Here is a 19,503-nt window from a genome sequence, read left to right as displayed (position 1 = left end):
CCTTTTTATAAAATTTTATATAGGGATTTGCCTTTTTCTCCCAATTTTTGAATGCGTTTCAGGACTGCCGGGTCTTCTTCCAGAGGTGGGGCATGATAGCCCTTTAAGCGGCTATCAATAATAATGGCTTTTTGAGCCCCAAAGTGCTTGCAGTGGGTAAATTCTCCCACGCCATAGATGTCTGTGGCTGGATCAGAGCGGGTAAAGGTAACCCAGAGAAAGTTTTCCCAGTTTTTAGCTGTAAATAAGGCATCATTCACCACCACCAGCAGGGGAAACTTTTCTATGTTTTTTTGAGTAAATAAGTAATTAGCCAGTTCTCTAAGCACAGGGTCTTGTTCATCCCTGGGCAGGGTGTGGCCAGGTCCCTGGAGAATGAGAATGCCAGGAGCAAAAAAGGTAAGCTTGCCAAAGGGCTCTGGCAGTTTAAATTGCGCTTCTTCTGCTTGGCCCAGTTCTCTCTTTTTAGGCGCACAGGCTGCTAAAATCAGTTTGGAACCCTGATTTAAGCTAATGCCAGTATAATCTAAAGTATCCATGGTGGTTCTGGTGATAAAGTGTAGGTCACGCCTTAAGTCTAGGCGTTCTAAAAAGGTTTGAAAGTAATTGGGGATATTATAGACATCCAGGGCTTCTCCCTTTTCTTCAGCCTGGATAAAGAGATACTTGCTTAGTGAGGTCTGGGTTTGTCCCAGAAGGGAGAAGGCTTGAGTGAGGATTTCCTGTGGGATGCGCTCTGTACTAAAGGGCACATAGCTTTCTCTACCAACTGCCAGAAGAAGGGGATGTACGCCAGCAGCATCCACTGCATGAATTTGTTTTACGCCAGTAAAGACTGTGGGCACCAGGTCCTTGGTGAGTTCGTGGATAAACTCTCCAAAAAGGGTGTCTTCCTGGGGTGGTCTGCCTACTGTGGTAAAGGGCCAGATGGGCTGGGGACGGGCATAGACCCCGGTTACTTTTAACACCGGGAACGGGTGTTTGAGGCTATAATAGCCTAAGTGATCGCCAAAGGGGCCTTCTGGTTTTACTCCGTCTATATAACCACAAATACAAAAATCTGCTTCTGCTAAAAGGGGCAAGGGGTGTTCCGGGGTCTTGACCAATTTAATCCTCTGGCCTCCCAGCACTCCAGCAAAAAAGATTTCAGCAATGCCCTCAGGCAAGGGCATAATAGCGGCCAGGGTCATGGCTGGTGGTCCGCCCACAAAGATGTTTACTGGTAGTTTTTGTCCCAGATGCAGGGCTTGCTGGTGATGGACGCCAATACCCCGGTGAATTTGATAGTGCAGGCCCACTTCCTGGTCCAGAAGGTATTCATTGCCATCTAACTGAACCCTGTACATACCCAAGTTGGAGTTTTTAAGACCAGGTTTAAAGGGGCTTTCAGTATAGACCTGGGGTAAGGTAATGTAAGCTCCACCATCCCTGGGCCAGGATTTTAACCTGGGTAAAGCACTTATTCTTATTTTGTGTTTTAGAATAGGCCCTTTTTTTACCATTTTGGGCCAGGTGTTTTTCAGGGCTCGAGGCAAGGTCCACCAGTAATGAGGTTTTTTAAAGATTTCCAGAGGGTCAATTTTGAGTTTAAACAGACTTTCCACCTGGGCCAGAGTATCAGCAAAGATAAGCTTTAACCTTTTTTTACTTCCAAAAATGTTTCCTAATAAGGGATAGGCACAATTTTTTACCCTTTCAAAGAGAAGGGCTGGCCCCTGCCTTTGAAATACTCTTCTTTGTATGGCAGCTATTTCCAGCTGGGCATCCACTTCTTCTTTTACTCTGACCAGCTCTCCTTTACTTTCCAGTAAGTGTACCAGTTCCCGGGTGTTTTTGATTCCCATTTTTACCTCTTAACTATAATTTGGGCTTGGGGCTATTTTTTTATTGCGCAAGGCAAATTTAGACCAGTTTTTAAAGTGATAGAAAAATAACATCAAAAGGGCCTGGAAAACCATGGAAATAAACATGGCCAGCCATATTCCTGTAGCTTCTTTAAATACCACATGGCCGAGGATATAAGCTAGAGGGATTCTTACCAGCCAGGCTGAACTGCCCATAACTATCATCTGGTAAAGGGTAGCTCCTGCGCCTGTAAGCGCTCCACCTAAAATCATGGCTGGCAACAAAAAGGGAATAGCTGCCACATTAAAGTAGAGATAGTTGATAGCTTCTTGTCTCACCAGGGGTTCGGGCGCGATAAATCCAGCTACAGGTTCGATAAAGAAAAGGACCAGGCCAGCTAACAAGCCTACTATGAGCAAACCCAGTCCCATGATTTGATAACCAGCTTTTTTAGCTCCAGGTAAATCTCCTGCTCCCAGCAAGTGCCCGACCAAAATGGAGGCTGTAAAATTAAAGGCAAAACCTGGCAAAAAGAGAAAGGATTCTATGCGGATTCCTGCACTCATTCCAGCCAAGGCCTCCACACTGTTTACAGGCAGAGAAGCTACAATGGCATAGAGCACCATGTAAGCAGAATGCCAGACTATTTGCAAGGTGCCTGCTGGCCAGGCCACTTTAAAAAGATAGGGAAGTCCTTTTTTGATCCAGCGCCAGGGAGGAAGGTTTTTGAGAGAGAAGATGTTTTGAGAGAGCAGAAAAATTAAGTTGACCACAAACCCCAGAAAGATAGAGCCAAAAGTAGCCCAGGCCAATCCTTTATAATCTAGTTTGGGCAGTCCCCATAAACCAAGCCCTAATCCAAAATCACCAAGAATGTTTATTCCAGCTACTAAAGCGGTAGAGTAGAGAGGGTAGAGGACTTTTTTCTGAGCACGAAAAAAGGCATTGGTGATGACTAAAAGGTAATAGGCAGGAAGGAGATATAAGGAGATTTTCAGTAAGTACCTGGCAATGGGATAAATTTCTTCTGGTATCTGGAGTAGTTTTAAAAAGATATCCAGGCCCAATAATCCGCCAACCAGGATAATTAAGCCAAAAATAAAGCCAAGTTGAAGGGATAGCCCCATATAGCGCTGAGCCCGCAAGGGCAATTTGGAGCCCAGGGATTGACTGATGGCAGCTACTGAACCATTGCCCACAGCCATGGCCACTACCAGAAAAAAGAACATGGCTTGAGAGATTACTCCCATACAGGCCTGGACATTCTTACCCAGGCGGCCTGCTACAAACACATCAGTAAAACCAATGAGAAAGTGAAAAAACATGGTAAGGATCTGAGGCCAGGTAATGGTCCAGATTTCCTTGAGGGAAAGAGGCCAATTATTGGGTTTTATTTTGAAAAACACAAGATTTCTCCTAAGCTGTCTAAAAGAGAGAATTTGCCTTCTTTTGTGGATTTTAGCAAGGGAATAAAAGGAAGCGAAATTGTAAGAAAATATAGCAAATTAGGTTAGGTAAAAAAAATAATTTAACTTAAATTTTTGAGATTTTTTTAACCTTGAAAAGGGATAGAGGCTAAGTTATGCTTTAAAGAATTAAAAAGCTAATTTTAAGGACAAGTGAACCGATGAAGGCTTATTTTAGTGAAATGGGAGTTCGTCTGTACCTGGGAGATGCTCTTGAAATTTTGAAGCAGCTTCCTGCAGAAAGTATTGATTTGATTTTTGCAGATCCTCCTTACAATTTATCCAATGATGGGTTTACCTGCCATGCTGGAAAACGAGTTTCTGTAAATAAAGGCAAGTGGGATAAAAGCAATGGAGTAGGAAAGGATTTTTTATTTCACTTTAAATGGATAGAAGCTTGTAAAAGAATTTTAAAACCCAATGGAAGTCTTTGGATTTCTGGTACTTATCATTCTATCTATGCTTGTGGTTTTGCTTTACAACGGCAAGGATGGCATGTGATTAATGATATTTGCTGGTTTAAACCCAATGCTTCTCCCAATTTATCATGCAGAATGTTTACTGCCAGTCATGAAACTTTGATCTGGGCTAAAAAAAACAAGCAAGCAAAGCATACCTTTAATTATGAACTGATGAAGCATGGAAACTGGGATGAAGACTTTATTAAAAAGCCTGGTAAGCAAATGCGCAGTGTCTGGGCTATAGGTACAGTTAAGAATGGAGAAAAAAAATATGGCAAACATCCCACACAAAAACCAGAAAGCTTACTGAAAAGAATAATTTTAGCTGCCAGTAAAGAAGGAGATATTGTTTTAGATCCTTTTTGTGGCAGTGGAACTACAGGGGTTGTTGCTTTAAAATATAAACGCAAGTTCGTAGGTATTGATTCTGAAAAAGAGTATTTAGAAGGCTTAGCTATACCCAGACTAAAAGACATTCTTTTTTTAAGAAGACAGAAAAACCTTTTAGGGAGTTTTCAAGTAAAAGAAGAAGAGCCAGGATATGCCTTACTTCCTTAAATTTGGATAAAAGATGGAACGACAAGAAGCAATTGAAAAATTAAAAAAATTAATTGGTAAGGAATTACATTCCTTAGCTGAGGAATTGGGAGTTCGAGTGTATAGTGAGCAAGGAAAGGTAAATAAAGGTTGGGCCGGGCATGTGCTGGAACGATACTTAGAGTTGCCTCTTAACTCTTCCAGGTCTCCTAATTTTGGCTCTTGGGAACTAAAATCTATCCCTCTTAAATACAAAAAAGATGGAAATCTTATCTTTAAAGAAACAATGGCTATAACTATGATTGATCCAGTAAATGTATTACAAAAAGAATTTGAGGATAGTCATTTGTTAAACAAGTTAAAAAAGATTGTGGTTGTGGCTAGAACCGTAGGCAAGAGCGTAGATGAACCCAGCTATATTCATTCAGTAGTGGAGTTTACTCTCCAGGGAAAATTATATCAGGAAGTAAAAGAAGATTATGATTTGGTTAGAAATACTATTAGAGAAAAAGGTGTTGAGGCTTTGACGGGTAAGATGGGAAAATATATTCAGCCTCGAACCAAAGGGAGAGGCCATGGTTCTAAAACCAGGGCATTTTATGCTCGCAAAAGTTTTTTAAGTTTATTTATTAAGCTTTAATTTATTTTTTTAAATATACCAAATAACAACCACAAAACAACAAAAGTATCCCCAGCCAGGAAAGTAGCTGGACCTGTTTTCCTTTTCCAATTTTCTGCAATAGGCCAGAAAACTGGCCTGCCAGAAGTCCTACCATCAGTCCCCAAAAGTGGGCGCCCAGGTCGGTATTTTTCCCTCCAGAAAAAAGGGCCCAAAAGCCCAGGCCAAGGCCCAGGGCCAGGCCAGGGATAGCCTGTTTATTTCCCCTTAAGGTGGCAAAAAGTAAGCCCAAACTTACAAAACTGGCTGTGGAAAAGCCCAAGCTTTTATGGGGAGAACCCAAAAAGAAAAGATTAAGGCCATTGGCAAGTGTGCCTAAGCCTAAAATTATTAGCCAGGTAAACCCTGTTCCATAATACTGGCTTAACAGATAGAGGGGGTAAAAACTAAAAAAGATATTGCCCAAAAGATGGGCAGGGTCTTTGTGCAGAAAAAGGGAGGAAAAGAGCCTATATCCTTCACCTTTAAAGACCTTTTCGCCATCTAACATGCCCAGAGCAGTAAAAGAGGGGAGATGTTGTTGAAGGGTAAAGGAGATTAAAAGCAGGCCAAGCAGGGCTATATTGCTCCAGATAAGTGAAGTTGAAGGAGAAGAAAGAAAGTAAGAGTGTTGGGCTAAAGAAGCTTTTCTTTGACATTCTTGCTCATACTCCAGTAGTTCCCTTTGGGCCAGGGGAAATTGCTCTTTTGCTATAAATACACTTAAACCATGGGTAGTGGTTTTTATCTGCCAGTTAAACCCTAAGGCTTCCAGAACCAACAGTTTTTCCTGGTCCTTGCGGGTATCTTGCCAAGGAAAAAGTTCCTGCCAGTTATCTTCCCTGTCCATACTTGCCCTTTGTAAGCTTTTAGGGCTAAAAGAGTCAAAAAAATTGTAAAGGAGAAAACCGGATGCTAAGTAGAGACGAAGCCCTTGCCTTACTTCAGCAATATATTCAGGAAGAAAGTTTGCTAAAACACAGTCTGGCTACAGAAGGAGTCTTAAGGGAGTTGGCCAGGTTTTTTCAGGAAGATGAAGAACTCTGGGGGATTACCGGGCTTTTGCACGACCTGGACTATGAAAGCACCAAGGACAACCCTCAAAAGCATGGCCTTAAGAGTGCAGAGATTTTAAAAGACAAGTTGCCAGCCGAAAGTATTCAGGCCATAAAAGCCCATAATGGAGAAATGACCGGGGTTGAACCCACAAGCAAGCTGGATTTTGCCTTGCGCTGTGGGGAGACGGTTACTGGCTTGATTATGGCTGCAGCCTATGTTCGTCCCAACAAACTGGAAGGCATGAAGCCCAAAAGCTTGCGCAAAAAAATGAAGGACAAGTCTTTTGCTGCTTCTGTAAATAGGGAGACGATTGGAGAATGTAGCAAACTCAACCTGGAGTTAAGTGAATTTTTGTCTCTGGCTATTGCGGGCATGCAAAAAATTGCCAGGGATTTGGGATTTTAGCCAAACATATATTGGCGTAAAAATTCAGCCATTAAAATGCCACCTGCCTGGGCTACATTTAGGGACTCAAATTCACCAGGCATGGGCAAAGTAAGGTGATAAGGGCATTTTTTTAAGATTCCAGGGCGAATTCCCTTATCTTCATTCCCCAGCACCAGTATGGCGGGAAACTGGAGTCTGGTAGTAAAGGGATTGTCTCCTTCCCTGGGTAAGCTGGCGTAAAGAAAATAACCTTGTTTTTGGGCTTCCAGTAAGGCTCGCCCTAAATTGACCACTCTACTTACACGCAGTTTATAAATTGCTCCAGCTGAGCTTTTGACTACGCCTTCTCCCAGATAGGCTGTTCTGTCCTGGGGCAAAATAAGTCCCTGTCCACCTAAACTCACCAGGGTGCGAATGAGACTGCCGATATTTTGAGGGTCCTGGACACAATCCAGGGCTAAAATGAGCGGAAGTTTAGCTGATGTAGCCAGTAGCTCTTCCAGGCCAAGGGTATTGGTTATAAGCAATCTGGCCACACACCCCTGATGATTGCCGGCAAAGAGTTGATTTAATTCTTTTTCCGGTAAAAATTTATATTTTACTTTGTGTTGACGACAAAGAGTTAAGATTTTTTCTAAATTTTTCCGGCTCTTACTTAAAAAGATACGCTCTATTTGTTCGGGATTGGTTTCCAAAAGTTCTAAAAGGGGTTTTTTGCCAGCAATTATTTTCATATGGCCTCCTGTAAACTAGCATCTAGCTATTAAAGACTTGCTTGCCAAGTGTTTTTGTTTTTACTAGCAGATAGAGAGCTTGAAGGGAAAACAAGGAGTTGTAATGCGATATCTTTTTTTATTGTTTTTGATTTTTTCTTTTTCTGCCTGTGCTCAATTCAATAAGCCAAAAGAAGTTAAGTACTTAGAAAATAAGGCACTGGAGAATGCCACCACTAAAGAAGAAATTTGTCCCCCGGAAACAGATTCTTTACTTGCAGAGCAAAAGGAGCAACCTCAGGAAAATTTAGAGGAAGAAGTTGTTGCCAATCCTGAGGACAAGGATGCCAACTTGCTTCCTCAAGAAGAGGATGTCCTGGCCAAAGAAGATACCCTTAATTTTGAACTGGACCTTTATGAAACCAAGGAATTAAAACTTTACTTTAAGTACTATACTCATTCTAAAAGAAAAATTTTTGTACGCTGGCTAGAAAGGGCTCAGGCCTATCTGCCTTTTATTCGCAAGGTATTTAAGGAGCAGGGGCTACCTGAAGATTTGATTTTTTTGCCCTTTGCAGAAAGTGGTTTTAATCCCTGGGCTTATTCCCGGGCTGGAGCTGCAGGTTTGTGGCAGTTTATGCCCTATACGGCCAAAAAATATGGCCTAAGGGTGGATTGGTGGATAGATGAGCGAAGGGATCCCTATAAATCTACCTATGCAGCAGCTGAGATGTTAAAAGAGCTTTATGCTGAATTTGGAGACTGGTATTTAGCTCTGGCTGCCTATAATGCTGGCCCAGGAAAGATCAGGCAAGCCCTTAAAAAGAGCAAAGAAGATAATTTTTTTGATATTTGTAAGAGCAGAAAAAATAGAAGGTATTTGCGTCTGGAGACCAGACATTATGTCCCCAAGTTTTTAGCTATTTTAAAAATTGTTCGCCATCTGGAAGAATTGGGCTTTGAGCCTTTAAACTGGGAAGAAACCCCAACCCAAGCCAAATTAAGCATTCCGCCCAGCACTGATTTATTGGCTTTTGCTCAAGCTCTGGGCTGGAACTGGAACAGATTTAGGGAGCACAATCCCTTTGTGCGCAGAATGGTTAGTCCTCCAGATGGGGAGATTACTGTTTATTTGCCCCAGGAAAAAGTAGAACTGGCAAGGCAATTTTTGGAAAAAGAAAAGAAGAGTTATGCTGGATTTATTCGCTATAAGGTAAGGTCTGGGGATTCTTTATGGACTATTTCCAGAAGGTATGGAGTGCCTATTGCTGTTTTAAAAAAGATAAATGATTTAAAAAATAATTTACTGCATCCCAATACCCTTCTCATCATACCTCGTGGGGATAGAGAGTCAGAAGAAAATGTGCTTGCTTCAGTGCGAACAAGTGCCCAAAAGCGTGCTAATTACGAGGTAAAAGCAGGAGATACACTGTGGAGTATCTCTAGACAATTTAAAGTAAGTGTAAAAACCTTGAAAATAGCCAATGGCCTTACTTCTTCCAGGCTTTCTATAGGCCAAAAACTGTATATACCGGATTTGGGCGGCCAACAGACCAGGCTGGCTAGGGAAGAAGTGAAAAAGTTTCATCAAGGGCAACTGGTGCGCTATCAGGTACGCAGAGGAGACAACCTCTGGACCATTGCCAAACGCTTTGGAGTGAGCTGGAAGCAAATTGCCCTCTGGAACAATTTGAGTTCGGACAGTATCTTGCGTCCTGGAGATACCTTGAAAATTTATGTGCCCTAAAGGTATTGGCGCAGCAAGAGCATGGCTTTGGCTACGGGAAACTCCTGCCCGGTAAAAAGCCTAAATTGCTCCAGGCCTTGATAGACAAACATGTTTAAGCCAGAAAGGGTGATTAGACCTGCTTTTTTGGCCTGGGTCAAAAATCTGGTTTGTAAAGGAGTGTAGATAAGGTCATAGGCTATCTTTGTGTTTTTAAAGGGATAATCCCAGGGCGTTAAACCTTCCTTATCTCCCTTTAAGCCCAGGCTGGTAGTGTTGACAATAAGTTCAGCCTCTACCTTTTTTCTCTCTTCCCACCTAAGACTAATGAGGTCAAACTCCTGGGCTAGTTTTTTAGCTTTACTATAGGTGCGGTTGCTAAGGTAAATTTCTTTTAGCCCTAACAGTTTTAATCCATAAACCACTGCCCTGCTAGCCCCGCCTGCGCCTAAGATCAGGGCAGAAGAAAGATCTAAATTTAGGTCTTTTAGAGGTTTTAAAAAGCCGTAAACATCTGTGTTTTCAGCTTTCCAGCCCCTGGAAGTTTTAAAGAGGGTATTGGCTGCCTTTATTTCTTTTACCCTCTCGCTTTGTGCCTGCACATGGTTGAGCACAGCTTCCTTTAAAGGTATGGTCACACTAAGACCTTTAATCTGGTATAAATCCAGGTGGCTTAGAAAGGTCTTTAACTCTTCTTTTTTTACTTCCCAAGAACAATAGGTCTTTTCTCTATAGCCAAGATAGTGAAAAGCCCAGTTGTGCAAAACTGGGCTTAGAGAATGCTTGATGGGGGAACCTATGACGCCATAGAGTTCCATTTACAAACTACCTTTTTCCTGAACATAATTGGCACCTGCTTCCAGAGCCTGGCTGTTGGCAGGTATAAGGTGCTGGTAGTGGCTGGAAATTACTTGAGGCAAGGCCTCCTGCACTACCTTTAAGGGAATAATTTGGGTGGCTTCAATGTAAGCCCCCAGGGCTACCATGTTGGCCATGCGGGTATTGCCCAAGGAGTCAGCTATTTCATTGGCTGGAACAGCAAAGGCCTTTATTCTTTTTTTATCTACCAAATCCACATCTACCAGGGAAGAGTTCAAAATAAGGGTGCCCTTGTCCTCTAATCTGGGTTGAAACTTGTCCAGAGAAGGACGGTTCATGATAATTAGACTTTTGGGGTTAAAGATGATGGGAGAGCCAATCTCTTCTTCTGAAATAACTACAGTGCAGTTGGCAGTACCTCCGCGCATTTCAGGACCATAGACAGGGATATAGGTCACATTTAATCCTGCTTCCATACCTGCATAGGCCAGCAAGTTTCCAATAAGCATTACTCCTTGTCCACCAAAGCCAGCTATAATTACATCTTGATATTTGCTCATTGTTTATTCTCCCAGGGTGTTTTTAAATTCGCCCAAAGGAAAGTAGGGAATCATTTCCTTGGCAATGCGTTCGTTGGCCTGTAAGGGAGTCATTTTCCAGTTGGTAGGGCAACTGGAAAGGATTTCCACAAAACCAAAGCCCTTGTCTTCTAACTGGGCTCTAAAGGCCAGCTTAATGGCTTTTTTAGTTTTTTGAATGTTTTTGATGTCATTTAGAGCGGTTCTGGCAGCATAGGCAGTGCCTCCCAAAGAACCAATAATTTCAGCCATTTTAAAAGGTTCGCCTTCCCTATCTTTGCATCTTCCACCAGGGCAGGTGGTGGTTTTCTGGCCTACCAGAGTGGTAGGAGCCATTTGTCCACCTGTCATGCCGTAGATGGTGTTGTTGACAAAAACTACACTAACCCTTTCTCCCCTATTGGCACAGTGCATTATTTCAGCCAGACCAATGGCAGCCAGGTCTCCGTCTCCCTGGTAGGTGAATACAAACTTATCTGGTCTAGCTCGTTTTACTCCTGTGGCTACAGCAGGAGCCCGTCCATGCGGAGCTTCTATGGTGTCTAAAAGTAAATAGTTGTAAATAAAAACAGAGCAGCCAATAGAGCCAACACAAATGGTTTTTTCTGGAAGCTTAAGTTCTTCTAATACCTGAGCCACCAGTTTGTGGGCCAGGCCATGATGACAGCCTGGACAGTAATGGGTGGGCCTATCAGCCAGTACTTGGGGTTTGGGAAACATTATTTTTTCAGTCATTTTACTTCTCCAGGGCCTTGATTATGGGTTCTTCAAAATCATTGGGAGTGGGCAAATTGCCAGGCAAATGCCCGTGAAAATCTGTCTGGGCATAAGGGCAAACAGCCAATTGTACATCCTCTACCATTTGTCCCAGATTGTGCTCAATGGTCAGGAACTTTTTGCCCTCTTTGGCCAGAACCTGTAGGGCTTCACTGGGGAAAGGATAGAGGGTTATGGGCCTAAATAGTCCTACTTTATGCCCTTGTTTTCTCAAAGTCCTGATGGTGCTTTTGACGATTCTACCAATAGAGCCGTAAGCCACCACAATGAGGCTGGCATCTTGGGTTAGAAATTCTTCAAAGAGGATTTCTTTTTTCATCTCAGCATATTTTTGGGCCAGCTTCAGGTTGTGCTTGGCCAAAGCTCCATCTTCAAGATACAGGGATTTGATGACCCTGGGCGGTCTTCCCTTTGCTCCTTCCAGGCACCATTCCTTTGCTTCTTTTTCAGGAACTTCTGGTTCCCAGGGAGTAATGGGCTCTTTCATCTGCCCTAAAATGGCATCGCCTAAAATCATTACGGGGTTTTTATACTTAAAGGCCAGGTCAAAGGCTTTTATGGTCAAATCATAGGCTTCTTGCACAGTGCCAGGACCTAAGACAAGCAGTCTATAATCTCCATGGCCTCCGCCTTTGGTAGCTTGAAAGTAATCTCCTTGAGAAGGGCCAATATCTCCCAGGCCAGGACCACCTCTATTCATATTGACAATAACACCAGGAAGTTCACTTCCTGCCATATAAGAAATGGCTTCTTGTTTGAGGGAAATTCCAGGGCTGGAAGAGGAAGTCATGGCTCTAATTCCAGCACTAACTGCTCCCAGGAGCATATTGGCAGCAGCAACTTCACTTTCAGCCTGGACAAAGGCTCCCCCTTTTTTGGGTAATTCTCTGGACATAAATTCAGGAATGTCATTTTGAGGGGTTATGGGATAGCCAAAATAACACTTACATCCTGCAGCCAAGGCCCCCAGGGCTATGGCTTCATTGCCTTTTACAAAGAGTCTTTTTTTAGACATTTTCTGGCTCCTTTTCCTCTACACTTTTATAAACCACAATGGCTGAATCCGGGCAAACCAGACTGCAGAAGCCACAGGCTATGCACTTTTCCAGGTCTTCTGGTTTTATTTCCACCACCTTGTATCCCTGCTTGTTAAAGCGTGAGGATTGGGTGATGATTTTTTTAGAGCACACCTGAGTGCATAACAGACAACCTTTGCATAATTCTTCCAAAAAAACCACTTTTGACATGTCGCCTCCTCTTAAATGATAAGCATGGCATCTCCATAAGAGAAAAATCTAAACTTTTCCTCTATAGCTAGCTTATATGCCCTTTTTATGTTTTCAAGTCCAGCAAAAGCAGAAACCATTATAATTAAAGAAGATTTTGGCAGGTGAAAGTTGGTAATAAGATGATCTACCACTTTAAATTCATACCCGGGAAAGATGTAGATGTCAGTTACATCTTTTAAGGCCCTAATCTTTTGATGTTTTTGGTAGGCCCCTTCCAGAGTCCTTACTGTAGTGGTGCCAATGGCTATTACAGGACGCTGGTTTTTTTTGGCTTCCTGAATTTTCCTGGCAGTTTGTTCTGGAATTTCAAAATATTCCCCATGCATCTGGTGCTGGCGAATGTCCTGGGTGCGAATGGGCGAAAAGGTCCCATAGCCCACATATAAGGTGATATAAGCAAAATCAAAGCCCAGTTGGGTTAATTTTGCTTGCAGTTCAGGGCTAAAATGTAAGCCAGCAGTAGGTGCAGCTACTGCGCCTATCTTTTCTTCTGCTGCATAAATGGTCTGGTATCTTTCCCGGTCTAAATCCGTGTCTGCTCTTTTGATGTAAGGTGGAAGGGGAATATGGCCTAGTTGTAAAAACTTTTCCTTTAAATCTCCCTGAAAAATCAATTTTACCTTTGCCTGCCCAAAATCTCCTGTTTCCAGGACCTCCAGGGAGAAGTCAGGAGTAAAGACCACTTCCTGGCCAGGCTTGGGTCTTTTGGAGGCCCTTAGCAGTCCTTCTGCTATACACTCTTTAAAATTCTCACGGGTATCCTGGATTTTCAGGAGAGGAAAGGGTGTTAGGAGTAAAAATTCTACTTTGCCTCCCAGATGGTTTTGCTGTTTTTTCCTTCCCCAAATCCTTGCAGGTAAGACCTTGGTGTTGTTGGCTACCAGCAAACTCTTGGGTGGTAAAAAACGGGCTAATTCCTTAAAACTGGCCAGAGTGATGTCTCCGCTTTTTTTATCCAGTACCAGCAGCCTGGAAGTGCCCCTGTTTTTGGGCGGAAGGGAGGCAATGAGTTCTGAGGGCAGGGAAAAATCATAGGTATCCAGGTTGAAGAGGTCAGGCAGGTTATCTTTTTTTGGTAAGTCCATATTTTTTAAGCTTGTATTGCAGGGTTCTACGACTAATGCCCAGGGCTTGGGCAGTTTTTTCTCGATGGCCATTGTTGGCTTTAAGGGCTTCAATAATGGCCTTTTTTTCTGCTTCTTCCAGGTTTTCCTGGATGGCTCTGGAGTTTTTTTGAGGTAAAAGGTGAGGTGGCAACTGGTTGACCTCCAGGGTATCTGAAGGGCAGAGGATAATGGCGCGCTCCAGGATGTTTTCCAGTTCCCGCACATTGCCTGGCCAGTCATAATAGGTGAGCTGCTCCAGAAACTCTGGCGAGACCTTGTGGATTTTTTTGCGATTTTTGTCCCCCAGCTTTTTTAAAAAGTGATTGACCAGCAGGGGAATGTCCTCTTTTCTTTCCCGCAAGGGAGGCAAGTGAATTTCAATAACATTGATGCGAAAATAAAGGTCTTCTCTAAAGTTTCCCTTTTCCACCTCTTGCTTGAGGTCTTTGTTGGTGGCGCAAATAAAACGCACATCTACAGGTACAGAGTGAATAGCACCCAGGGGCTCAATGGTCTTTTCCTGTAAGGCCCTTAACAGCTTGGACTGGAGATTGAGGGGCATTTCTCCAATTTCATCTAAAAAGAGGGTTCCCTTGTGGGCAAGTAAAAAGCGTCCGGGTTTATCCTTGTAGGCGCCAGTAAAGGCTCCTTTTACATAGCCAAAGAGTTCAGATTCCAGAAGGTTGTCTGGCAAGCTGGCGCAGTTTACTTTGATGAGCGGTTCTTTGGCTCGCAAACTCAATTTGTGCAGGGCATTGGCTACCAGTTCCTTACCTGTGCCAGACTCTCCTGTAATCAAGATATTGGCCTCTGACGGCGCTACCTGCCTTACCAGCTGGATAAGTTGTTGCATGATTTTGCTTTGGCCAATGATTTCCAGTTGCTGGTGAAAGCCAGAGGCGTATTTTTCAGAACTGGCCAGAAAATAGGTATAAGCTTTATTTAAAGTACTCTTTAATTCCTCAATGTCTGTGGGCTTGGTGAGAAAGTCAAAGGCACCTTTTTTCATGGCTTCTACAGCCAAATCCACTGTGCCAAAGGCTGTAAGCAAAATTACAGGCAGGTGAGAGTCTATGCTTTGTACTTTGTGCAGGAGTTCCAAGCCATCCATCTTGGGCATTTTGAGGTCAGCTAAAATTACCTGCACATTTTCCTGGTCCAGGATATTTAGTGCTTCTAGTCCATTACTGGCTTCTTTGACCAGCCAGCCTTCTTCTTCCATAACAGCCTTAATGAGAAGGCGCTGGGAAGCTTCGTCATCCACCACTAAAAGGCAGGGAGTTGTTTCTATAAAAGCTTCTTTATTCATAGGGCAGATAAATAATTACTTCTGTTCCTTTTCCAGGCAAAGAATTAATTTTAATTTGGCCTTCATGTCTGGTGATTATTTGTTGCACAATGGCTAGACCCAGGCCCGTACCTTGCTCCTTAGTGGTAAAAAAGGGCGTAAAGGCCTCTTTTAATTCTTCTTTAGTCATTCCCTGGCCATAGTCTTTTATTTTTAAACAAATCTGTTCCCTTACCCTTTCTGCTGCTATTTCAATGATTCCTTCTGGTTTAGAGGCCTGGATGCTATTTAAAAGCAGGTTGATTAAGGCCTGTTTTAAGGAGTCCTGGTCTGCCTTAATAGTTTCTACTTTTAAGTCTAGTTTAAAGTTTAAGTTTTTGTTTTGCAAGTCAAACTGAAGCAAGCGCAAGATTTCTTCCAGAAAGGGTTTTAGCGAAAATACTCTTTTTTCTATTTTTTGCGGTTTGGCAAAGGTAAGGAGGTCGGTTATGACTCGATTCAAACGGTCTGCTTCTTGAACCATGGTCTTAGCATAGGTTTTGGCAGGCTCTTCCTGGGCAAATTTTTGGGCAAAAAATTGGGCAAAACCTTTGAGGGCGTTTAAAGGGTTTCTGATTTCATGGGCCATGCCTGTGGCAAAACGGCCAATGGTGGCCAGGTTCTGGTTTTGAATAAGCTCTTCTTCCATTTTTTTTATTTCAGTTCGGTCCCTTAAGAGAAAAAGCTCTTCTCCACTTAAAGGCACCTTGAGGATTTCTAATTTTTTTGTGCCTAGTTCCAGTTCTTTCCACTGTTGGCTGGGAAACTCAGGGTCAAAAAAGCGGGCTAAAGGCTGGCCAATAATTTCCTTTAGAGGAGAATCCAGGATTTTACTTAGGGCAGGGTTAGCAGCGTTAATGATTCCCTTCTGGTCAATGGTAAGTAAACCATCTGGCAGATTGTCCAGTAATTTGGAGTGAAAGGTTTCCAGACTGGCCAGGCGCTCACTCTTTTCCTGCCTTCTAAGATAAGCTGTGGTAATGGTGATAAGAAAAATGGCCAGTAAAATCAAAAAACCTATTTGCATAAAGAGGGTTTTCTGGAATTTTTGATAGAGGACCAGATGATGAGTAGCATCCAGAACCAAAAGAAGGTAATTTTTAGGTGGAGGAGCAGAAAAGTCATGGGTTTGTTCTGGAAAAAAAGAGCTTACTGGAATACGGGTCTGTTGACTAAAAACTGCCAGATAGTGCTGGTTAAAGGAAAGGATTTTAAACTCTGCTTCCTGAAAAGGCCCCTGAAGGATTTGTTTTAAAGGAGTTTGTAGCTTGTTGTCCCTGAAAATAGGCAGGATGTGTCCCTGATTGTCCGCCAGAATAATGGCCAATACATCACCTTCTTTTACCAAGTCTTCCAGAATTTCTTTGGCCCTGGGTCGTAAAAAGGGAAGGGGTGGATGATGTCTCATCATTTGCTCTCCCATCATCCTTCCCCCCATAAACATCATGCCTCGAAAAAGAGAGGCTTCAATACCCCTGCTGATGGAACTGGAGGCCAGCTTTAAATGCTGATAGATAGCTTTTTTCTGCAAAGTGAGATTTCTCCAGGTAAGGAGAAGTAGGAGAAATCCCAAAAGAATAAAGAGCAAAACCATTAAAATAAGCTGGTTTTTGCGTTTTTGCTGTAAGAGAATATCCATGTCTTTAGGTAGCCAGTTCCAAGGCCCTTTGTAAACGATTTAAGACTTCTTCCTTGCCCAGAACTTCCATGGTTTCAAATAAACCTGGACTTACAGTTTGGCCAGTAAGGGCCACCCTTAAAGGCTGGGCTATGACTTTGAATTTTAACTGGTTTTCCTCCAGATAAGCTGCAAAGATATTTTCCAAGGCTTTTTGCTCAAAATTTGTGAGAGTTGCAATTTTTTCCCTTATCTTTTGCAAGTGAGGGATAACTTCAGGGGTTAGGAACTTTTCCACTGCCTTTGCGTCATAGTCAAGCTCTTTAGCCTCTTTTAAAAAGAAGTGCATTTGTTCAGCCATTTCTTTTAGGGTTTTGGCTCGTGGTTGATACAGGGGCACTATCTTTTCCAGATACGCAAGAGAAGGATTAAAGCCTTCTGGTTGCAAAAACTCCAGTAGAAGTTGAGCCAGTCTTTGCCTGGAGCTTTCTTTGATATAGTGGCTGTTTAACCAGAGAAGCTTTTCAGTGTCAAAGACACTGGGAGATTTGCTCAAGTTTTCTAAGCTAAACTTTTCTATAAGTTCTGCTTTGGAAAAGATTTCCTGGTCTTTATAAGACCAACCCAATCTGGCCAGGTAATTTAGCAGGGCTTCAGGTAAGAACCCCATTTCCTTGTACACCATGACAGAAAGAGCGCCGTGGCGTTTGGATAATTTTTTCTTGTCTGGTCCCAGAATCATAGGCACATGGGCAAACTGGGGAATAGGTGCATTTAAGGCCTTGTAGATTAAAATCTGGCGATGGGTATTGTTTACGTGGTCATCACCTCTAATGACATGGGTGATACCCATGGTAAGGTCATCCACTACTACTGCCAGGTTATAAGTGGGTGTACCATCAGAGCGGCGTAAGATTAAATCGTCCAGTTCCTGGTTTTGAACGCTGATTTTACCTTTAACCAGGTCCACAAAAGAAGTTTCTCCTTCCAGAGGAGCTTTCAGGCGTACCACTCTACCAGGACCAGGGCCTAAGTTTTTTTCTCTGCATCTGCCGTTGTATTTGGGCTTTAATCCCTTGGCCATGGCTTCCTGGCGCATCTGTTCCACTTCTTCGGGTGAACATTCACACCAGTAGGCCTTACCTTCAGCCACCAGTTTATCTATGTATTCCTGATGGATTTCCTGGCGTTTACTTTGAAAATAGAGTTCCTCATATTCTAACCCCAACCATTCCATGGCCTCCAGAATAGCCTGGGTCATTTCTGGGGTGGAGCGTTCCTGGTCTGTATCTTCTATGCGCAGGATAAATTTTCCCTGGTTTTTGCGGGCCCAAAGATAACTAAAAAGCGCTGTCCTTGCGCCTCCAATATGTAAATACCCGGTTGGGCTGGGAGCAAAACGAGTAACCACTGTCATTTACTTCCTCCTGTGTTGGCATTTGAAAAAACAAAAAAGCGGGCTGTAAAGCCCGCTTAAAAGACTTTGTACAAAAAGTAAACTAAACAGCCTCTACACCTTTAAGGGCAGGGATTTCTTTGAGTAAAAGCCTTTCAATACCATTTTTAAGGGTTAGTTGAGACATGGGACAGCCATGACAGGCGCCAGTTAAACGCACCTTGACAATACCGTCATCTGTAACCTCTACCAGTTCCACGTCCCCTCCATCAGCCTGGAGATTGGGACGAATTTTATCCAATACTTCTTGGACCTTGTTTTTTAACATAAAGCCTCCTTGGGTTAATTTTTATTTAATGCTGCTAATACCTTGGAAGCAGGTCTTCTTTCTGGCACCACTTCCAGTTGTTTTTTGCCTTCAACTACTTCTTTAGAAACATAAAGTCCACAAAAGCAACTTCCATATTCCCTGACATCTGCCTCCCGGTAAACACAGGGACAGAGAATGTCCTTATCCAGCTCGTAGTTGCCAGAAGCCAGACGGCAGGGACAGGCCATGTAACCATAGCGTTTTTTGTTGGTTAAAAGACTTTCCAGAAGTTGTTCTACCATCTCCTGGTCAGGATTAAAATAGTAACCTTGCTTTTCTTGAGTTTGCTTTAAAAAAGCATATAGGTCTTTAACCTGCATTTTAGCATCCCAAAACTTCTTTAATTTTATCTTCTTGAAACCCCACCACTACTTTGCCATTGGATAAAACTACCAAAGTGGGAAAAGATAGGTCTGGATTGTATTTTTTGATTTCCTCAATGGCCTTTCCCCTTTCCTCTCCTTCCAGCAGGTCCACATAGATGCAATCATAATCAACTTTTTTTTGGTCCAGGAATTTTTTAGTGTTTTTGCAGTGTATACAGGTGCTTAAAGCAAAAAGAACAATATCTTTGTTCGGCATAAGAACTCCTTTTGAGGTTTAAAGTTGGTTTAAAAAAGATTTTAATTTTGCTATAATCTCTTCTTCCTGTTTTGGCAAACAGGCAGGGCCTACTTCCAGAGTAAGTAAACCTTTATAATTGTATTGCTTTAGTTTAGTTATAAATTGGCTTAGAGGCAAGTCTCCCTGGCCAGGAAAAAGGTGTTCCTTTAGTCCCCTGGCATCAGAAAAGTGGATATTTTTTAGAGCAGTAAAACATTCTGCAAAGACTACTTTTAAGGCCTTTAAAATATTTTCCTTACTTACTCCCAAATGACAGACATCCAGGGTGAGAAAAAGTTTTTTTTCTGCGCATAACTTTAAATAGGTAGAAAAGCCTTTATGATTTAAGGGGTCTTTTTCCATGGTGGGCAGGTTTTCCAGGGAAAGGGGAAGAGAGGAGTTTAAATCCTGAGGTAAATTTTTGCTTTTAGTAAACCACCAGAAATGTCCCAGGTGTCCCAGGCGTAGTAAGGGAGGATGAAGGGTAATGTTTTGGACACTTTCTAGCTTTTGTCCCAGAGTTATGGTCTTTTCCAGGGCCTTTAAATAACCACCCCAAAGACTCCAATTGCGAAAGGGAGCATGGATACTTCGAATGGGAAGAAGGGAATTTACTTTTTTTAACCTTTCCAGGTCCTGGGTTAGTTCTGGAGTATTTAAGATAAGTTCCAGGCCCCTAAATCCAGCTTTTTGTCCTATAGAAGCTATCTGTTCTAAGGGTAAGTGAAAAAGAGAGCCTGTGGAAAGAAGGGGAAGAAAATCCATATT

At 42.7% G+C, this 19,503-nt stretch carries 21 protein-coding genes; 4 read left to right on the top strand and 17 right to left on the bottom strand.

Annotated features, from left to right (window positions below; translation table 11 throughout):
• Positions 1 to 5 precede the first annotated feature (5 nt).
• Together ACTCIM_RS06295 and ACTCIM_RS06290 are read right to left on the bottom strand one after the other, a co-directional pair.
• A complete protein-coding gene (locus ACTCIM_RS06295) occupies positions 6 to 1,844 on the bottom strand; it encodes a UbiD family decarboxylase (RefSeq protein ID WP_464278950.1) in 1,839 nt (612 codons plus the stop codon).
• 9 nt (positions 1,845 to 1,853) lie between these two features.
• The gene (locus ACTCIM_RS06290; protein ID WP_464278951.1) at positions 1,854 to 3,251 is read right to left on the bottom strand and encodes an MATE family efflux transporter; all 1,398 of its coding nucleotides are present in this window, start codon (positions 3,249 to 3,251) and stop codon (positions 1,854 to 1,856) included.
• Between the two features lie 221 nt (positions 3,252 to 3,472).
• On the opposite strand from ACTCIM_RS06290, the gene ACTCIM_RS06285 reads away from it, so the two are divergent.
• Positions 3,473 to 4,330: a DNA-methyltransferase gene (locus ACTCIM_RS06285; protein ID WP_464278952.1), complete on the top strand. Its 858-nt coding sequence runs from the start codon at positions 3,473 to 3,475 to the stop codon at positions 4,328 to 4,330.
• Between the two features lie 13 nt (positions 4,331 to 4,343).
• Complete coding sequence (locus tag ACTCIM_RS06280) at positions 4,344 to 4,949, top strand: MvaI/BcnI family restriction endonuclease (RefSeq protein ID WP_464278953.1); 606 nt, start codon at positions 4,344 to 4,346, stop codon at positions 4,947 to 4,949.
• Between the two features lies 1 nt (position 4,950).
• Here the strand turns inward: ACTCIM_RS06280 and ACTCIM_RS06275 are convergent, their stop codons facing one another.
• The gene (locus tag ACTCIM_RS06275) at positions 4,951 to 5,817 is read right to left on the bottom strand and encodes a rhomboid family intramembrane serine protease (protein WP_472314522.1); all 867 of its coding nucleotides are present in this window, start codon (positions 5,815 to 5,817) and stop codon (positions 4,951 to 4,953) included.
• A 62-nt stretch (positions 5,818 to 5,879) separates the two neighbouring features.
• Between ACTCIM_RS06275 and ACTCIM_RS06270 the strand changes: the two genes are divergently transcribed.
• On the top strand, positions 5,880 to 6,431 hold the full coding sequence (locus ACTCIM_RS06270) for an HDIG domain-containing metalloprotein (protein ID WP_472314519.1): 552 nt from the start codon (positions 5,880 to 5,882) through the stop codon (positions 6,429 to 6,431).
• Here the strand turns inward: ACTCIM_RS06270 and rlmB are convergent.
• Positions 6,428 to 7,147, bottom strand: coding sequence for a 23S rRNA (guanosine(2251)-2'-O)-methyltransferase RlmB (rlmB, locus tag ACTCIM_RS06265; RefSeq protein WP_472314517.1), 720 nt, complete (start codon positions 7,145 to 7,147; stop codon positions 6,428 to 6,430). The genes ACTCIM_RS06270 and rlmB overlap by 4 nt on opposite strands.
• A gap of 103 nt (positions 7,148 to 7,250) precedes the next feature.
• On the opposite strand from rlmB, the gene ACTCIM_RS06260 reads away from it, so the two are divergent.
• Positions 7,251 to 8,873 (top strand): lytic transglycosylase domain-containing protein, encoded by a 1,623-nt coding sequence (locus tag ACTCIM_RS06260; protein ID WP_472314514.1) that lies wholly within the window; start codon positions 7,251 to 7,253, stop codon positions 8,871 to 8,873.
• On the opposite strand, the gene aroE is transcribed toward ACTCIM_RS06260, so the two are convergent.
• The 13 genes from aroE to ACTCIM_RS06195 all read right to left on the bottom strand — a co-directional run bounded on the left by aroE (position 8,870) and on the right by ACTCIM_RS06195 (position 19,500).
• On the bottom strand, positions 8,870 to 9,670 hold the full coding sequence (gene aroE, locus ACTCIM_RS06255) for a shikimate dehydrogenase (protein WP_472314511.1): 801 nt from the start codon (positions 9,668 to 9,670) through the stop codon (positions 8,870 to 8,872). The genes ACTCIM_RS06260 and aroE overlap by 4 nt on opposite strands.
• Positions 9,671 to 10,231 (bottom strand): 2-oxoacid:acceptor oxidoreductase family protein, encoded by a 561-nt coding sequence (locus ACTCIM_RS06250; RefSeq protein ID WP_029966175.1) that lies wholly within the window; start codon positions 10,229 to 10,231, stop codon positions 9,671 to 9,673.
• A gap of 3 nt (positions 10,232 to 10,234) precedes the next feature.
• On the bottom strand, positions 10,235 to 10,984 hold the full coding sequence (locus ACTCIM_RS06245; RefSeq protein ID WP_029966185.1) for a thiamine pyrophosphate-dependent enzyme: 750 nt from the start codon (positions 10,982 to 10,984) through the stop codon (positions 10,235 to 10,237).
• 1 nt (position 10,985) lies between these two features.
• Positions 10,986 to 12,041 (bottom strand): 3-methyl-2-oxobutanoate dehydrogenase subunit VorB, encoded by a 1,056-nt coding sequence (locus ACTCIM_RS06240; RefSeq protein WP_472314508.1) that lies wholly within the window; start codon positions 12,039 to 12,041, stop codon positions 10,986 to 10,988.
• The gene (locus tag ACTCIM_RS06235; protein ID WP_464278963.1) at positions 12,034 to 12,273 is read right to left on the bottom strand and encodes a 4Fe-4S dicluster domain-containing protein; all 240 of its coding nucleotides are present in this window, start codon (positions 12,271 to 12,273) and stop codon (positions 12,034 to 12,036) included. The genes ACTCIM_RS06240 and ACTCIM_RS06235 overlap by 8 nt, the downstream gene beginning before the upstream one ends.
• Positions 12,274 to 12,284: 11 nt before the next feature.
• The gene (gene queA / locus ACTCIM_RS06230) at positions 12,285 to 13,400 is read right to left on the bottom strand and encodes a tRNA preQ1(34) S-adenosylmethionine ribosyltransferase-isomerase QueA (RefSeq protein ID WP_472314506.1); all 1,116 of its coding nucleotides are present in this window, start codon (positions 13,398 to 13,400) and stop codon (positions 12,285 to 12,287) included.
• On the bottom strand, positions 13,378 to 14,730 hold the full coding sequence (locus tag ACTCIM_RS06225; protein ID WP_472314503.1) for a sigma-54-dependent transcriptional regulator: 1,353 nt from the start codon (positions 14,728 to 14,730) through the stop codon (positions 13,378 to 13,380). Before ACTCIM_RS06225 ends, queA begins: the two co-directional genes overlap by 23 nt.
• The gene (locus ACTCIM_RS06220) at positions 14,723 to 16,387 is read right to left on the bottom strand and encodes a two-component system sensor histidine kinase NtrB (RefSeq protein ID WP_472314500.1); all 1,665 of its coding nucleotides are present in this window, start codon (positions 16,385 to 16,387) and stop codon (positions 14,723 to 14,725) included. The genes ACTCIM_RS06225 and ACTCIM_RS06220 overlap by 8 nt, the downstream gene beginning before the upstream one ends.
• Before the next feature lie 4 nt (positions 16,388 to 16,391).
• The gene (gene gltX, locus ACTCIM_RS06215) at positions 16,392 to 17,783 is read right to left on the bottom strand and encodes a glutamate--tRNA ligase (RefSeq protein ID WP_464278966.1); all 1,392 of its coding nucleotides are present in this window, start codon (positions 17,781 to 17,783) and stop codon (positions 16,392 to 16,394) included.
• An 82-nt stretch (positions 17,784 to 17,865) separates the two neighbouring features.
• Complete coding sequence (locus ACTCIM_RS06210) at positions 17,866 to 18,090, bottom strand: NifU family protein (RefSeq protein ID WP_029966495.1); 225 nt, start codon at positions 18,088 to 18,090, stop codon at positions 17,866 to 17,868.
• 14 nt (positions 18,091 to 18,104) lie between these two features.
• Positions 18,105 to 18,452 (bottom strand): ferredoxin-thioredoxin reductase catalytic domain-containing protein, encoded by a 348-nt coding sequence (locus tag ACTCIM_RS06205; RefSeq protein WP_464278967.1) that lies wholly within the window; start codon positions 18,450 to 18,452, stop codon positions 18,105 to 18,107.
• A 1-nt stretch (position 18,453) separates the two neighbouring features.
• Positions 18,454 to 18,714 carry a glutaredoxin family protein gene (locus ACTCIM_RS06200; protein ID WP_464278968.1) on the bottom strand — a complete coding sequence of 87 codons (261 nt, stop codon included), beginning with the start codon at positions 18,712 to 18,714 and terminating at the stop codon, positions 18,454 to 18,456.
• An 18-nt stretch (positions 18,715 to 18,732) separates the two neighbouring features.
• The gene (locus tag ACTCIM_RS06195; protein ID WP_472314498.1) at positions 18,733 to 19,500 is read right to left on the bottom strand and encodes a sugar phosphate isomerase/epimerase family protein; all 768 of its coding nucleotides are present in this window, start codon (positions 19,498 to 19,500) and stop codon (positions 18,733 to 18,735) included.
• Positions 19,501 to 19,503 lie beyond the last annotated feature (3 nt).

The sequence above is a fragment of the Desulfonauticus sp. genome (assembly GCF_055126295.1).
Note: the sequence above shows the minus strand (reverse complement) of the source record. Positions and strands in the feature narration are given on the sequence as shown.

Coding starts and splice junctions, on each gene's coding strand:
- ACTCIM_RS06295 (WP_464278950.1), bottom strand. CDS start 1,844: ATGGGAATCAAAAACACCCGGGAACTGGTACACTTACTGGAAAGTAAA.
- ACTCIM_RS06285 (WP_464278952.1), top strand. CDS start 3,473: ATGAAGGCTTATTTTAGTGAAATGGGAGTTCGTCTGTACCTGGGAGAT.
- ACTCIM_RS06280 (WP_464278953.1), top strand. CDS start 4,344: ATGGAACGACAAGAAGCAATTGAAAAATTAAAAAAATTAATTGGTAAG.
- ACTCIM_RS06275 (WP_472314522.1), bottom strand. CDS start 5,817: ATGGACAGGGAAGATAACTGGCAGGAACTTTTTCCTTGGCAAGATACC.
- ACTCIM_RS06270 (WP_472314519.1), top strand. CDS start 5,880: ATGCTAAGTAGAGACGAAGCCCTTGCCTTACTTCAGCAATATATTCAG.
- rlmB (WP_472314517.1), bottom strand. CDS start 7,147: ATGAAAATAATTGCTGGCAAAAAACCCCTTTTAGAACTTTTGGAAACC.
- ACTCIM_RS06260 (WP_472314514.1), top strand. CDS start 7,251: ATGCGATATCTTTTTTTATTGTTTTTGATTTTTTCTTTTTCTGCCTGT.
- aroE (WP_472314511.1), bottom strand. CDS start 9,670: ATGGAACTCTATGGCGTCATAGGTTCCCCCATCAAGCATTCTCTAAGC.
- ACTCIM_RS06250 (WP_029966175.1), bottom strand. CDS start 10,231: ATGAGCAAATATCAAGATGTAATTATAGCTGGCTTTGGTGGACAAGGA.
- ACTCIM_RS06245 (WP_029966185.1), bottom strand. CDS start 10,984: ATGACTGAAAAAATAATGTTTCCCAAACCCCAAGTACTGGCTGATAGG.
- ACTCIM_RS06240 (WP_472314508.1), bottom strand. CDS start 12,041: ATGTCTAAAAAAAGACTCTTTGTAAAAGGCAATGAAGCCATAGCCCTG.
- ACTCIM_RS06235 (WP_464278963.1), bottom strand. CDS start 12,273: ATGTCAAAAGTGGTTTTTTTGGAAGAATTATGCAAAGGTTGTCTGTTA.
- queA (WP_472314506.1), bottom strand. CDS start 13,400: ATGGACTTACCAAAAAAAGATAACCTGCCTGACCTCTTCAACCTGGAT.
- ACTCIM_RS06225 (WP_472314503.1), bottom strand. CDS start 14,730: ATGAATAAAGAAGCTTTTATAGAAACAACTCCCTGCCTTTTAGTGGTG.
- ACTCIM_RS06220 (WP_472314500.1), bottom strand. CDS start 16,387: ATGGATATTCTCTTACAGCAAAAACGCAAAAACCAGCTTATTTTAATG.
- gltX (WP_464278966.1), bottom strand. CDS start 17,783: ATGACAGTGGTTACTCGTTTTGCTCCCAGCCCAACCGGGTATTTACAT.
- ACTCIM_RS06210 (WP_029966495.1), bottom strand. CDS start 18,090: ATGTTAAAAAACAAGGTCCAAGAAGTATTGGATAAAATTCGTCCCAAT.
- ACTCIM_RS06205 (WP_464278967.1), bottom strand. CDS start 18,452: ATGCAGGTTAAAGACCTATATGCTTTTTTAAAGCAAACTCAAGAAAAG.
- ACTCIM_RS06200 (WP_464278968.1), bottom strand. CDS start 18,714: ATGCCGAACAAAGATATTGTTCTTTTTGCTTTAAGCACCTGTATACAC.
- ACTCIM_RS06195 (WP_472314498.1), bottom strand. CDS start 19,500: ATGGATTTTCTTCCCCTTCTTTCCACAGGCTCTCTTTTTCACTTACCC.